Here is a 12,569-nt window from a genome sequence, read left to right on the forward strand (position 1 = left end):
AGCGCGGAGCATGATACGATGAAAAAGTGGATAGTGGCGATAGTAGCGCTATTGGTAACGGGCTGTGCTTATACGCCTATTTATAACGGTAAAGAGCCGTATTCAGGCAGTGAGTTTTTTCTTAAGCAGCGGCCACGCCACACACTCGACTATTTTTTAAATAGCATGGCGGATGAACTTTTAGCGACGAATGCTTATTTGACGGCACGCACACCGCTGGCCGTGACTTCGTTTGTCGATCTGCAAAATATGGGCGAAACAAACTGGTTAGGGAACACTGTCACCGAAGGGTTGATTTACCAGATGCAAAGACGTGGTTTTACGGTGGTAGACTTTAAGTCAACGGGCGCTATTCGGGTCACAGAAGAAGGTGATTTCACCATCAGCCGTGATTGGAAGGAGCTCGATCCTGAGCAGCAAATCGACTATGTATTAACAGGCACCATGCTGCGTCAAGGCGGTGGGGTGCTCGTCAATGCGCGTGTTATCGGTATGGAGTCGCGTGTGGTTGTCGCCTCAGCGCAAGGGTTTTTACCCGCGGACCGGATTGGCCGTGATATCGATAGCTTGTACAAGGTGCGTAAACGTGATGGTGTGATCATTCGCGACGATCAAAACCGCATGAAACGTGAAACCGTCGTACTAAAGCCTTAGCACAGGAAAAGAGTAAGGTAGATAAATGTTTAAAAGACATGGATTACTTTTCGCCGCATTATTGATGCTCTCTGCATGTCAGCCTCTTACCAGAATGAAAGAAGAAAGCATTATTTCGGCGGTTGGCATGGCCTCGATCAGCGCCCAACAAGGTGCGACCCAAGAAGACAAAGAAACACGGGCAATGCGCGCGTCTAAAGTGGACGCCTACAAAGAGTTGAGCGAGCAAGTTTATGGATTGCAGATAAGCAGCCGTGCGAGCGTTAACGATCAAAGTTTAGGTCGTGACAGCACACAAGGCGCCGTCGATGGCATTATTCGCGGCGCCGAAGTGGTGGCGAGTTACAAAGTTGGTGATAGTTACGTCACAGAGCTCGAACTGAACCTAGATACAATGCAAAAAATGAAACGCTATGGTGAGTCACAGCAGGTGCCAACCAACAACTCTATTATCTTCTAATGGCGTTGTCTGATTTTTCAATAATATGTGCGTGAACCACGACAATAAGGCGGGCCAAGTGCTCGCTTTTTTAGTTGGCTGATTGATTGTGATTAAAAACGACCGTTGCTTAATCTGTTTTTCGCGTTGGGACGGTTGAAGCTTTAATCGATGACAAATATTTGACGCGCAGGCTTAGAGAGGGGGCGAGGGGAAGATAGACAACGCTTTTTAGGCTTTGATGTTAGTGCCGAGTGTTTTTCTCCCTGATGCATTGCCGTCTTGGTTGTAAGTCAGCTCTGATTTGCCACCGCTTTCTTGGAACAAGTTGCGCAGACGATGAATGCTTAAGCTGGCTCGTTGCAATGCAACGCCGTTGGTTTCGTTTTGCTGTTTACAGGTGGACAAACACGTTTGGATCGCGCTGATGTGCTCACGCATGGTTTCGTCATGATGGAGTGAATCACGTTCAGAGTGACGACTGATTTGCGCATCATTTCGCTGGATTTCATTGATTAACGCCTGTTTTTCTTTCGCGATGGCTTCGATATCATCCGATACACGGCTCGCGATGATACTGGCTTCTTGTTCAAGGAGCGTTTGCAGCGCTTGAACACACTCACGCTGTTGCTCGACAAGCGTCATTAAAGGCGCAGTAGGACTCATAACCACTCCGTCAGCTTAGCTTTCGTTTAGATCATTCTCAAAGCGCATCATGTTGGCAGCCAGCTTGTCAGCATCCACTCTATACGAACCGTTAGCAATCGCTTGCTTGATTTGCTCAACCTTCGCACTATCAAAGTGGGGCTCGGCGGCCATTTCTTGATTCATTTTGTCGATCTTCTGGCTTTGTTGGCTTAATGAAACAGCATCGTCTTGAGATTTCACTCCCTGCTGTTCACGGACCGCGCCGCCTTGTGTCTCTTGTGTTTTGGTCTGGTTACTGGTGTTTCGTGTGGTGGTCAGCGCTTGCTGGTTACCACGTAGTTGATCAATACTCGCCATAACATTGCCTTACTGTCAGTCGCTTTTGAGTCCGTCGCTCAGCATATCGGCACATTTTGCAGTTACTTTAGCATTGAGACGTAAAAAGTCAGAAATTAACCGTTACTTCGCCGACCGCTGAGATTGTAGCATCGACGAGACGTTTAGATTTGTTGTTCTTGACTTTTATTTGCTCACCTAGCGCTCCATCACTTAATGCCGTGCCTTTTGCAACAATATTGAGTCCGTTTCCTTGTGCAGTGATTAAAACGTCATCATTTCGACACACCGCACAGACATCACTACTGCTGATCGGTTCGCCCATGCCCACCGTCCGTTTGACTTTGGAACCAATCAAGCGGGCGGGCTGAGTATAGGTTCTACCGCGTTGAAACCGACTATTTACCATTTGAATGGCAAGATCATTTGAAGCAATAGTCATGCCACGATTAAGAGGCCGCTTCGCCACGACCGAGGGTGTCATCAGCTCAATCTTAACCGGAATGTACACTTGCCAGTTGTCTTGATCACAAGACACCATCACAGTAACCGACGTATTAAGCTGCTGTCGTCCAGGCACATCGGTATCCAAAGGAACAGGGCAGTCTGTTAGACGCATGCGAGAATCCAGATTACCTGCTGTAATATCGATTTTGCCGTTTTTGGGCACAGAAATAATGTCTGCAACATGTTTTTCTGCTGCATCTTGTACCGCTTCAATTTGACTTACTGTTGCAGCGGCTATACTTAGGCTAAAGCTTGCGAGCAAAGTGACGCTAAATAAGCGTAATATCTTGGACATAGTTCCAAACCATCGGTAGCGGACAAAGAAGAAATTTCCCTTCTTTCTCGAGAGTCATGTGATTACCCACTATGATTACCATGCTACTCTACAAAAAAAATGGGGCAATATGGAGTTTATCTTATGACAGGTGGTGTTCTTGATTCGGTCAACCAACGTACGCAGTTGGTGGGGCAGAACCGCTTAGAGTTGTTGACTTTCCGCCTGATGAGAAACCAACGCTTTGGCATTAATGTCTTTAAAGTCAAAGAGGTCTTGCAGTGTCCGCGATTGACGGCGATGGCGAATTTGCATCCTCTTGTCAAAGGCGTGGCCCATATTCGAGGTCAAACGATCTCTGTCATTGATATGAGCCTTGCAACGGGTGGGCCAGCTATTCCCGATCCTGAAAATCGATTTGTGATCATTTCAGAGTTCAACCGATCCATGCAAGGATTTTTGGTGGGTTCTGTTGAGCGCATTGTTAATATGAATTGGGAAAAAATACTGCCCCCGCCACAGGGAACGGGCCGCTCGCATTATCTGACAGCCGTCACTGAAATCGATAATGAGCTGGTTGAAGTGCTTGATGTCGAAAAAATCCTCAACGAAATCGCCCCAGTGAATGAGGAAATCAGTGAAGAAGTCTTGTCAAAACGTGAAGAGCGAGAGGAAAGCGCGCCTAGTCAAGTTTTGGTAGCGGATGATTCCAGTGTCGCGCGTCGACAAGTGAAACGTGCTGTAGAAAGTGTCGGCTATGACGTTATCCTCGTGCAAGATGGCAAAGAAGCGCTCGATAAGCTGAAAGAAATGGCTGCAGAGGGGAGTATCTATAGCCAGTTAGCCTTGGTGATATCCGATATCGAAATGCCTGAAATGGATGGGTACACGCTCACAACTGAGATTAGAAAAGATTCGAGTCTTAAAGATCTTCATGTAGTATTGCACTCATCACTAAGTGGGGTTTTTAACGAGGCGATGGTTCAGCGCGTCGGAGCCAACTCGTTTATCGCTAAGTTCGATCCAGATGAGCTGGGATCTACCGTCCTTGAAGCGGTTAAGTCGTAACGTAACCAGAGCGATTGAGTGAATTAATGACAAATGTAGCAATCAGTGATCAAGAATATCGAGACTTCTGTAGGCATCTCGAGTCCAAGTGTGGGATCGTACTCGGAGACAGTAAACAGTATCTGGTGCGTAGCCGCCTGAGCCCACTTGTGAATAAATTTGGCTTGGCGTCACTGTCGGAGCTGGTCAAGTCGGTCATCACTGGACGAAATCGTGAATTAGCTGTCGCGGCCATTGATGCGATGACGACCAACGAGACGTTATGGTTTCGTGATACCTATCCGTATGAAGTCTTGGCACATCGTTTACTTCCAGAGCTGGCGAAAGCACGTAAACCAATCAAAATTTGGTCGTCAGCCAGTTCATCGGGGCAAGAGCCTTATTCGATTGCCATGACGGTCGCAGAAACACAGCAGCGAAAACCTGGGATGCTGAGCAGTGTCAGTATTACCGCGACAGATATTTCCACGTCGATGTTAGAGGCGTGTCGGCAGGGCATCTACGACAACTTAGCGTTGGGCCGCGGTTTATCTCCAGAGCGTCGCCGCACTTTTTTTGAAGATGTGGGTGACGGCAAAATGCGGATCAAAGACAATATCAAGCGAATGGTGACTTTCCGTCCGCAAAACCTGATGGAAAGCTACAGTTTGCTGGGCAAGTTCGACATTATTTTCTGTCGTAATGTCTTGATTTACTTTTCTCCGGATATGAAAGCCAAGGTGCTTAATCAAATGGCAGGGGCGCTTAACCCCGGTGGGTATCTTATTCTCGGGGCGTCGGAGTCACTCACTGGTTTAACCGATAAGTTTGAGATGATCCGTTGTAATCCAGGCATCATCTACAAGTTAAAATAGTATTTTAAAAAGCGGCACAGTGTTTGCCGCTTTTTTGTTTAACACCTGCCTCCTCGCTGCATTATGTCGAAGTATGAGTGCTTCGAACCCGCGTCCTACCTAGTGTTCACTTTAAAAAACAGTGCTAAATCGAAACTTGGCACTTTGTTTGCTTTATTCTATTCAGTAAGAATTCGGAGGTTGTCCATGGCGATTACATTTGACAATGCATTGGGTGTGCACCAGCACACCGTTGGCGTAAGAGGAAAGCGGGCAGAGACCTTGTCTAGCAATATCGCTAATGCCAACACGCCAGGCTACAAAGCGCAAGATATTGACTTTCAACGCGCGCTCAAGGCGGCAAGCTCCGAGGCAAGTATTGGCCTAAGTCGCACCAATGAGCGGCACATCGCTGCCTCTAGCCGGGTGACCGGAGAGAAAAAGTACCGTGTCCCATCACAGCCGGATACGGGCGATGGTAATACGGTTGATGCGCAGCTAGAAAAGAATTTGTTCATGCAGAACGCACTGGAATACCAGGCCTCACTCGATTTTCTTGGCTCTAAGTTCAAGAATATGAAGAAGGCATTGAATGGGAAATAATCGATGAGTTTGTTTAATATTTTTAACGTGTCGGGATCGGCCATGAGCGCCGAATCAGTACGATTGAACACCACATCAAGCAACCTGGCCAATGCCAATTCGGTGAGTAGCTCTGCTGAAGAGACATACCGAGCACGGCATCCGATTTTCTCTGCGGAGCTTAATCGCTTTAAGCAGCAGGGCGAAAGTGTGCCGGTCAACATTGATGGTATTGTCGAGAGCCAGAAACCATTACGCGCGGAATATAACCCCAACCATCCGATGTCGAATGACGAGGGGTATATTTTTAAACCGAACGTGAATGTGATGGAAGAGATGGCGAACATGATTTCTGCGTCGCGATCTTACCAAACCAATGTTCAGGTGGCCGATGCGAGTAAACAAATGCTGATGCGTACGCTTCAGATGGGTCAGTAATGTAGGAGGCGAAGATGGCCGGAATTGACGGTACAGGTTCAAGTAACGGACTGTCCTACATTGACCAGCTAAAGGCGCAGCAAGAGAAAAAACTGCAAGAGAAGCAAGACTCGACCACGGGTAAGCAAGCACTCGAACAGGAAGACTTTCTCAAATTGCTCACCAAGCAGCTGTCACAGCAGGATCCGTCCAAACCTGTCGATAACGACAAGATGATCTCGCAGATGGCGTCGTTTGCCACGGTAGAGGGCATCGGCAAAATGAACAAGCAGTTTGATACGTTCAATGAGTCGATTACGTCCAACCAGGCATTACAAGCGTCATCGTTAGTAGGGCGTGACGTGCTAGTTCCCGGCTCCACCGGTGTGAAAGGTGAAACGGGCGGTGTCGCGGGCATGGTGAAGCTGCCTCAAGCGCTAGATAATGTCAGTGTTCGAATTGAGAACGAACAAGGACAACTATTGAGAACGTTCAGTATGGGTGCCAAACCACCAGGTGATCATCGCGTCGAATGGGATGGGATGGATGACAACGGCAATCCTATGCCGGAGGGCACTTACAAGCTCAAGGTGAGTGGCATGGTTGATGGACAGACACAAGAGTTTGATGTGTCCACCTATGCCAATGTGAACAGTGTTTTGCTGGGGAATGGTGGTGGCAATGTGATGTTAAATATTGCTGGCTTTTCCTCACCGATGAAACTGGCTGAAGTGCTAGAGGTCGGTAATGCCGACGTCGGTAATGTGACGAAAGGCTGACCGATTTATTAGGAGTGAAAAGCAATGGGTTTTAATATTGCGTTAAGTGGCCTTGGTGCGGCCCAGAAAGACATGAACACCACCAGTAACAACATTTCTAATGCCAATACCTATGGCTTTAAGGAATCTCGCGCAGAGTTTGGTGATGTGTATTCGACGTCGATCTTCTCAAACTCGAAGACTACCAACGGCACAGGTGTTCAAACATCGACCGTGGCGCAGCAATTCCACGAAGGCTCGAGTATTTATACCAATAATCCGCTCGATTTGCGGATTAGCGGCAATGGTTTCTTCGGTGTGTCAAATGACAAGCTGCAAAACAATGATTACCATTTAACCCGCAACGGTGCTTTCCACCTTGATAAAAATAACGACATTATCAATTCCGAAGGTCAGTACTTGCTCGGTTACAATGTCGATCCTGATACCCAGCAGGTCTCTTCTTATGAGCCTCAGTCTCTTAATGTACCGGATCAGTTTGGTCAGCCTCGTGCGTCACAAAATGTTGATATTGGTTTGAACTTACCAGCTGGCGGTGCGCAAAAAGATCCGACCCAGTTTAATTTTGAAGACCCTGAAACCTACAACAAGCAAACCTCTGCAACGGTTTATGATTCGCTTGGTCAGCCGTATAAGTTGTCGACGTATTATGTGAAAGGTAACGATCCGGCCAATCCCAATAGCTGGTCTGTGTATTACACCATGACGGATCCTGAAGGTGAAAAGCCGGTGAATATCCAAGGTGGCAATTCAACCAATGCCACTGGACAGGTTGGTCACACCATCGACTTTAACTCAGATGGTTCAGTGAACAATATTAATGGCGGTAATCCGATCGTGACCGATGCCTTGGGCCCAACAGGCGCTGGATTAGAGATGAACGGTGCCAACGGTGATCAGCAGCTCACGCTCAACTTTGATAACCCGACTCAGTATGCCGCGCCGTTTGAGATGCGCAAATTTTCTGATGATGGGGCGACGACAGGCTATTTGACCAAGGTCGATATTGATCCGAAAGGGACCATTATGGCGACCTACAGTAATGGTGAAAACATCGCATTAGGCCGGGTTGGCATGGTGCGTGTTGCCAACCAGCAAGGCTTAGCACAGGTGGGTAACACCCAGTGGGATATCACCCAAGACTCGGGCGATCCCATTTTTGGTGAGGCGATGCAAGGCGCATTTGGTCAAGTGAAAAGCGGGACCATTGAGCAATCTAATATCGATATGACTCAAGAGCTGGTCGATTTGATCACCGCGCAACGTAATTTCCAAGCGAACTCGCGAGCGCTGGAAGTGAGTAACCAGATGCAACAGAATATCTTGCAAATCCGTTAAGCTCGCTTTTATTGCCGCCTGCCCGTCAGGCGGCAAGTCCTCGCCTTCGTTTGCTTCTTTTATCTCCCCTTTTTTGATTTTCTCTTTCTATCTTTCTGAAAAAAACATGCATTTAATTAATGGCACGCTCCTTGCTTTGTTACCTACAGAACGATTGTGGAGGCAACCAATATGGATCGCGCGTTATACCTCGCCATGAGTGGCGCTAAGCAAGATATGCAGGCAATGCAGTTGCGCGCCAACAACCTAGCCAATGTCAGTACCACGGGATTCCGAGCTGATCTTGAGCAGTCACGCTCTATGCAAGCTTACGGTGAGGGATTACCAAGCCGAGTTTTTAATATGACTGAGCGACCTGGTTATAGCTTCGAGCAAGGCTCCACCATCACAACCGGCCGTAATCTTGATGTGGCCGTTCAAGGTGAAGGCTGGATGTCGGTATTAGACAGCCAAGGCCAAGAAGGCTACACCCGTGCCGGTCACTTGAAAGTGGATCAAACTGGGTTACTTCAGAACAGTAACGGCAATCTCATTTTGGGTGAAAATGGCGGGCCGATCTTTATTCCTTTGCCGGCGGCAAGAATTGAAGTCGGAAAAGAGGGGGGCGTCTCGGTATTGCCCCAGGGGGCGCCGCCTGATGCTATGGAAGTGGTGGATAGAATTAAACTCGTTCGCCCAGATAACCAAGACCTTTTCAAAGATAAAAATGGGGTATTTAAGCCCAAAGAGCCTGGCACCGTATTTCCAGCGGATGCAGGTGTGACGTTACAAACGGGAGCTTTAGAGGGCAGTAACGTTAACGCAGTGGGTGAAATGACGGGGCTGATTGACTTGCAACGTCACTTTGAAATGCAAGTGAAGTTAATGAAAACCACAGAAAAAATGGACGAGTCGTCTTCATCGTTATTGCGGCTTGGCTAAGGTTTATTAAGAGGAAGTAATTATGCATCCAGCATTATGGGTCAGCAAAACCGGACTTGATGCGCAGCAAACTAATATTTCGACGATTTCGAATAACCTAGCCAACGCATCAACGGTCGGTTTTAAAAAGTCACGCGCGGTATTTGAAGATCTTTTTTATCAAAACATTAATCAACCGGGCGGCCAATCATCTCAGAACACAGAGCTGCCGAGTGGTTTGATGTTGGGGGCAGGGTCAAAGGTCGTTGCCACTCAGCGTGTCCATACCAATGGTAATGTACAAACAACAGACAATGCGCTCGACATGATGATCGAAGGCGATGGCTTTTTCCAAGTGTTGCTCCCCGACGGCAACATGGGTTACCAACGCAATGGTCAGTTCACCCTCAACGATGAGGGGACTATCGTTACCTCAGGGTCGGGCTATACACTGGAGCCTGAAATCACGATACCGGATGATGCTGTACAGGTGACTGTCGGCACGGATGGCGAAGTCTCTGTCCGTTTGCGCGGTCAGCAAGAAAACCAAGTCTTGGGTCAAATCACGACGGTGGATTTTATTAACCCAGGTGGTTTGGAGCCGGTTGGTCAGAATATCTACCTACCCACAGGCGCCAGTGGTGATCCGCAAGAAGGCGTACCAGGCCTGAATGGGTTTGGCGAAGTAAAACAATCGATGCTCGAAACTTCAAACGTCAATGTGACCGAAGAACTGGTCAATATGATCGAAGCCCAACGTGTTTATGAGATGAACTCTAAAGTTATCTCATCCGTTGACCAGATGCTCAGTTACGTAAATCAACAGTTATAAGCATGGTGAAGGTATAAGGGGGCAATGATGACGGTGCAACGTGGATTAATATCGGGCCTTTTCTTTGCCACGCTCCTAGGGATGGGCGGTTGTTCATTGCCGGGGCAGCAAGATACAGGCAGTGATCTCGACCAAGCCACCTCGACCACGGATGCGGTTGAAGGCGATACAACACCGGAAGGTGAGGGCTTGATTGGTTTGTTACGTCAGCGTGAAGATCCCAAAGCTGACGATCCGTCTTGGTCTCCGATTCGCCCGCAACAGCCTCCGGAGCACTATGCAACGGCGACAGGATCTTTGTTTAATACCAGCCAACAGCGTGATTTATATAATGGCTCAAAACCCAGTGGACTTGGGGATATCGTGACGGTCATGCTTGAGGAAAACACTCAGGCTCAAAAAAGTGCGAGCTCCGATTTGGCCAAGTCAAACGACTTGAGCATGGATCCTCTGTCCTTAGGAGGGGAAGAAATCACCATTGGCGAGCGCACCTTGTCGTATGAAGTGAGCAATGATAATTCATCAACGGGTTCTTCATCGGCAGATCAAAGTAATAGTCTGCAAGGCTCTATTTCGGTACAAGTGATTAATGTGTTGGCCAATGGCAACTTAATGGTGCGCGGCGAAAAATGGTTAACGCTGAACTCAGGCGATGAATACATTCGCTTGAGCGGTACCATTCGACCCGCCGATATTGGTCCGGATAACACCATTGCTTCAACCCGTATATCCAATGCCAGAATTCAATATTCCGGTACCGGCGAGCGACAAGATACCCAAGAACAAGGCTGGTTGGCACGATTCTTTAATGTCACCTTGTAGCCCTATATTGTGACGGAGAGTTGACGTGAAAAAGTGGTTGTTATCGATAGTCTTGCTGGTTGTAGCCACACCAAGTCTTGCGGCTCGAATAAAAGACGTTGCCGAGGTTGCTGGGGTCAGGAGTAACACGTTGACGGGCTATGGTTTAGTGGTCGGTTTGCCGGGGACAGGTGAAAGCACTGATTTTACTGACCAAAGTTTTAAGTCGATGCTAAATAACTTTGGTATCGAACTTCCTACTGATACAACCCCTCAATCAGACAATATCGCCGCAGTCGCAGTGACCGCAGACCTCCCTGCGTTTGCCAAACAGGGTCAAAAACTTGACGTGACTGTGTCATCGATTGGCTCGGCGGAAAGTTTAAGAGGGGGAACCTTGCTCCAAACCTTTCTGAAAGGGCTGGATGGCAACGTCTATGCCACCGCACAAGGCAACTTAATTGTCGGTGGGTTTAGTGCCACGGGGGCCGATGGCTCACAACTGGTGGGGAATACCCCTACTGTGGGGCGAATCACGAACGGAGCCTCGGTCGAGCGCGAAGTGCCGAATCCATTTGGTCGAGGTGATCACCTTACCTTTAATCTTTTTCAATCCGACTTTACCACCGCTCAACGTATGGCGGATGCGATTAACCGCTTTCTAGGACCATCAACAGCGTCTGCGATGGATGCTACGTCGGTGCGTGTCAGAGCGCCACGTGATGTGAGCCAGCGGGTCGCGTTTTTATCTACCTTAGAAAATATTGAATTTCAACCTGGAGATGGTGCGGCTAAAATCATCGTCAATTCTCGTACGGGCACCATTGTGGTGGGACAAAATGTGCGCCTTCGTCCAGCTGCAATTACGCATGGCGGCATGACCGTCTCGATTCAAGAAGACTTTAATGTCGATCAGCCCAACCCACTCGGTGGTGGGGAAGCGGTAGTCACACCGGATACCGAGATCAATGTCGAAGAAGAAGAAGGGCGAATGTTCCACTTTAAACCAGGCGTGACCTTGGACGATTTAGTTCGCGCAGTCAATGGCGTGGGGGCAGCCCCCTCAGACTTGATGGCCATCTTGCAAGCGCTAAAGCAAGCGGGTGCCATCGATGGCCAGTTGATAGTCATATAAGGGACAGCAATGAAATCTCCTGTTGATAGTCAATTTGTACACGATATTAGCCAGCTTGATTCGTTGCGCCGTCAAGCGACTAAGAATGGCGATGGCGATAAAAGTGCCGCATTACGCTCTGCGGCAGAGCAATTTGAAGCCTTGTTCACCCAGATGCTGTTTAAATCAATGCGTGATGCCAATGAAGCGTTCGAGTCCGATCTCATCGACGATCGCACCTCTAAGTTTTATGAGCAAATGGCAGACGAACAAATGGCAAGTGAACTCAGCCGAGAGGGATCGCTGGGGCTGGCTGATATGATTGTGGAACAACTGGGCCAGGCTCTGGGCGATAGTGAACCTGACTTGGAAGATGCGGCGCGCACATCGGCGCAATCTTTGCCTTTGGATCAAAATCGAAGTCGAGAGGCGGCAGAAAAAGCGATTGCCGCGCTGGATAGCCAGTCGATTGCCCCACCGGCAGCGGGAAGTGAGGCGGGACAACGTAATGAAGGCTTTGATTCGCCTGCCGCATTTGTTGATAGATTAGCGCCTCATGCACGACGCGCGGCGCGGGCACTTGGCACCGATCCAGCAATCATTTTAGCACAAGCTGCCTTGGAAACCGGCTGGGGTAAAAAAGTGATCGCCAATGCCCGTGATAACAGCCATAACTTGTTCAATATTAAAGCGGATCCACGCTGGAGCGGAGACAAAGTCGCGACGCAAACACTCGAAGTGTATGATGGGATCCCGGTGAAAGAAACGGCGAGTTTCCGCGCGTATCCATCCTATCAAGAGAGTTTTGATGATTTTGTTTCGTTTTTACGAGAAAACCCCCGTTACGAGCAAGCCCTGTCTCAATCTGCGCAACCTGAACAGTTTATTCGCGAACTCCACCAAGCGGGCTATGCTACTGATCCTGAGTATGCCGACAAAGTTATCCGTGTGCTCGATCAAGTCCGTGGCATGATGGAATAATTGAGCGGCAGGCAAAGGCTTGCCGTTTTTTATTTTAGCTTGATTTTTTATGCCTTTAAATCAGTT

16 protein-coding genes are annotated in these 12,569 nt (G+C 48.5%); 13 read left to right on the forward strand and 3 right to left on the reverse strand.

The features are described from left to right. Positions 1-18: 18 nt before the first annotated feature. The gene (locus BZG76_RS04305) at positions 19-654 is read left to right on the forward strand and encodes a FlgO family outer membrane protein (RefSeq protein WP_077460288.1); all 636 of its coding nucleotides are present in this window, start codon (positions 19-21) and stop codon (positions 652-654) included. A 25-nt stretch (positions 655-679) separates the two neighbouring features. Continuing rightward, a complete protein-coding gene (locus BZG76_RS04310; protein WP_077460289.1) occupies positions 680-1,114 on the forward strand; it encodes an LPP20 family lipoprotein in 435 nt (144 codons plus the stop codon). 210 nt (positions 1,115-1,324) lie between these two features. Here the strand turns inward: BZG76_RS04310 and BZG76_RS04315 are convergent, their stop codons facing one another. From BZG76_RS04315 to flgA, 3 genes are all read right to left on the reverse strand, one after another. Next, positions 1,325-1,759, reverse strand: coding sequence for a flagella synthesis protein FlgN (locus tag BZG76_RS04315; RefSeq protein WP_077460290.1), 435 nt, complete (start codon positions 1,757-1,759; stop codon positions 1,325-1,327). 15 nt (positions 1,760-1,774) lie between these two features. Then, positions 1,775-2,098, reverse strand: coding sequence for a flagellar biosynthesis anti-sigma factor FlgM (gene flgM / locus BZG76_RS04320; RefSeq protein WP_021023029.1), 324 nt, complete (start codon positions 2,096-2,098; stop codon positions 1,775-1,777). A gap of 88 nt (positions 2,099-2,186) precedes the next feature. Next, positions 2,187-2,879 (reverse strand): flagellar basal body P-ring formation chaperone FlgA, encoded by a 693-nt coding sequence (flgA, locus tag BZG76_RS04325; protein WP_077460291.1) that lies wholly within the window; start codon positions 2,877-2,879, stop codon positions 2,187-2,189. A gap of 123 nt (positions 2,880-3,002) precedes the next feature. Between flgA and BZG76_RS04330 the strand changes: the two genes are divergently transcribed. The 11 genes from BZG76_RS04330 (at position 3,003) to flgJ (ending at position 12,503) form a co-directional block, all read left to right on the forward strand. Continuing rightward, a complete protein-coding gene (locus tag BZG76_RS04330; protein ID WP_077460292.1) occupies positions 3,003-3,926 on the forward strand; it encodes a chemotaxis protein CheV in 924 nt (307 codons plus the stop codon). A 26-nt stretch (positions 3,927-3,952) separates the two neighbouring features. Next, a complete protein-coding gene (locus tag BZG76_RS04335; RefSeq protein WP_077460293.1) occupies positions 3,953-4,780 on the forward strand; it encodes a CheR family methyltransferase in 828 nt (275 codons plus the stop codon). A 186-nt stretch (positions 4,781-4,966) separates the two neighbouring features. After that, positions 4,967-5,362 (forward strand): flagellar basal body rod protein FlgB, encoded by a 396-nt coding sequence (gene flgB / locus BZG76_RS04340; protein ID WP_021023033.1) that lies wholly within the window; start codon positions 4,967-4,969, stop codon positions 5,360-5,362. A 3-nt stretch (positions 5,363-5,365) separates the two neighbouring features. Further along, positions 5,366-5,779, forward strand: a complete 414-nt coding sequence (gene flgC / locus BZG76_RS04345; RefSeq protein WP_021023034.1) for a flagellar basal body rod protein FlgC — start codon at positions 5,366-5,368, stop codon at positions 5,777-5,779. Positions 5,780-5,793: 14 nt separating this feature from the next. After that, positions 5,794-6,537, forward strand: coding sequence for a flagellar hook assembly protein FlgD (gene flgD / locus BZG76_RS04350; RefSeq protein WP_077460294.1), 744 nt, complete (start codon positions 5,794-5,796; stop codon positions 6,535-6,537). A gap of 24 nt (positions 6,538-6,561) precedes the next feature. Beyond that, positions 6,562-7,875: a flagellar hook protein FlgE gene (gene flgE / locus BZG76_RS04355; RefSeq protein ID WP_077460295.1), complete on the forward strand. Its 1,314-nt coding sequence runs from the start codon at positions 6,562-6,564 to the stop codon at positions 7,873-7,875. Positions 7,876-8,046: 171 nt separating this feature from the next. Next, on the forward strand, positions 8,047-8,796 hold the full coding sequence (locus tag BZG76_RS04360) for a flagellar basal body rod protein FlgF (RefSeq protein ID WP_077460296.1): 750 nt from the start codon (positions 8,047-8,049) through the stop codon (positions 8,794-8,796). Between the two features lie 22 nt (positions 8,797-8,818). Continuing rightward, positions 8,819-9,607 carry a flagellar basal-body rod protein FlgG gene (flgG, locus tag BZG76_RS04365; RefSeq protein WP_021023038.1) on the forward strand — a complete coding sequence of 263 codons (789 nt, stop codon included), beginning with the start codon at positions 8,819-8,821 and terminating at the stop codon, positions 9,605-9,607. A 24-nt stretch (positions 9,608-9,631) separates the two neighbouring features. Continuing rightward, the gene (locus BZG76_RS04370) at positions 9,632-10,429 is read left to right on the forward strand and encodes a flagellar basal body L-ring protein FlgH (RefSeq protein ID WP_443216187.1); all 798 of its coding nucleotides are present in this window, start codon (positions 9,632-9,634) and stop codon (positions 10,427-10,429) included. 25 nt (positions 10,430-10,454) lie between these two features. Then, positions 10,455-11,543 (forward strand): flagellar basal body P-ring protein FlgI, encoded by a 1,089-nt coding sequence (locus BZG76_RS04375; protein WP_021023040.1) that lies wholly within the window; start codon positions 10,455-10,457, stop codon positions 11,541-11,543. Positions 11,544-11,552: 9 nt separating this feature from the next. After that, positions 11,553-12,503, forward strand: a complete 951-nt coding sequence (flgJ, locus tag BZG76_RS04380; RefSeq protein ID WP_077460297.1) for a flagellar assembly peptidoglycan hydrolase FlgJ — start codon at positions 11,553-11,555, stop codon at positions 12,501-12,503. The last annotated feature ends 66 nt before the right edge of the window (positions 12,504-12,569 follow it).

Source organism: Salinivibrio sp. AR647, from assembly GCF_001995415.1.
GTDB classification, from domain to species: domain Bacteria; phylum Pseudomonadota; class Gammaproteobacteria; order Enterobacterales; family Vibrionaceae; genus Salinivibrio; species Salinivibrio costicola.

Coding starts and splice junctions, on each gene's coding strand:
- BZG76_RS04305 (WP_077460288.1), top strand. CDS start 19: ATGAAAAAGTGGATAGTGGCGATAGTAGCGCTATTGGTAACGGGCTGT.
- BZG76_RS04310 (WP_077460289.1), top strand. CDS start 680: ATGTTTAAAAGACATGGATTACTTTTCGCCGCATTATTGATGCTCTCT.
- BZG76_RS04315 (WP_077460290.1), bottom strand. CDS start 1,759: ATGAGTCCTACTGCGCCTTTAATGACGCTTGTCGAGCAACAGCGTGAG.
- flgM (WP_021023029.1), bottom strand. CDS start 2,098: ATGGCGAGTATTGATCAACTACGTGGTAACCAGCAAGCGCTGACCACC.
- flgA (WP_077460291.1), bottom strand. CDS start 2,879: ATGTCCAAGATATTACGCTTATTTAGCGTCACTTTGCTCGCAAGCTTT.
- BZG76_RS04330 (WP_077460292.1), top strand. CDS start 3,003: ATGACAGGTGGTGTTCTTGATTCGGTCAACCAACGTACGCAGTTGGTG.
- BZG76_RS04335 (WP_077460293.1), top strand. CDS start 3,953: ATGACAAATGTAGCAATCAGTGATCAAGAATATCGAGACTTCTGTAGG.
- flgB (WP_021023033.1), top strand. CDS start 4,967: ATGGCGATTACATTTGACAATGCATTGGGTGTGCACCAGCACACCGTT.
- flgC (WP_021023034.1), top strand. CDS start 5,366: ATGAGTTTGTTTAATATTTTTAACGTGTCGGGATCGGCCATGAGCGCC.
- flgD (WP_077460294.1), top strand. CDS start 5,794: ATGGCCGGAATTGACGGTACAGGTTCAAGTAACGGACTGTCCTACATT.
- flgE (WP_077460295.1), top strand. CDS start 6,562: ATGGGTTTTAATATTGCGTTAAGTGGCCTTGGTGCGGCCCAGAAAGAC.
- BZG76_RS04360 (WP_077460296.1), top strand. CDS start 8,047: ATGGATCGCGCGTTATACCTCGCCATGAGTGGCGCTAAGCAAGATATG.
- flgG (WP_021023038.1), top strand. CDS start 8,819: ATGCATCCAGCATTATGGGTCAGCAAAACCGGACTTGATGCGCAGCAA.
- BZG76_RS04370 (WP_443216187.1), top strand. CDS start 9,632: ATGATGACGGTGCAACGTGGATTAATATCGGGCCTTTTCTTTGCCACG.
- flgJ (WP_077460297.1), top strand. CDS start 11,553: ATGAAATCTCCTGTTGATAGTCAATTTGTACACGATATTAGCCAGCTT.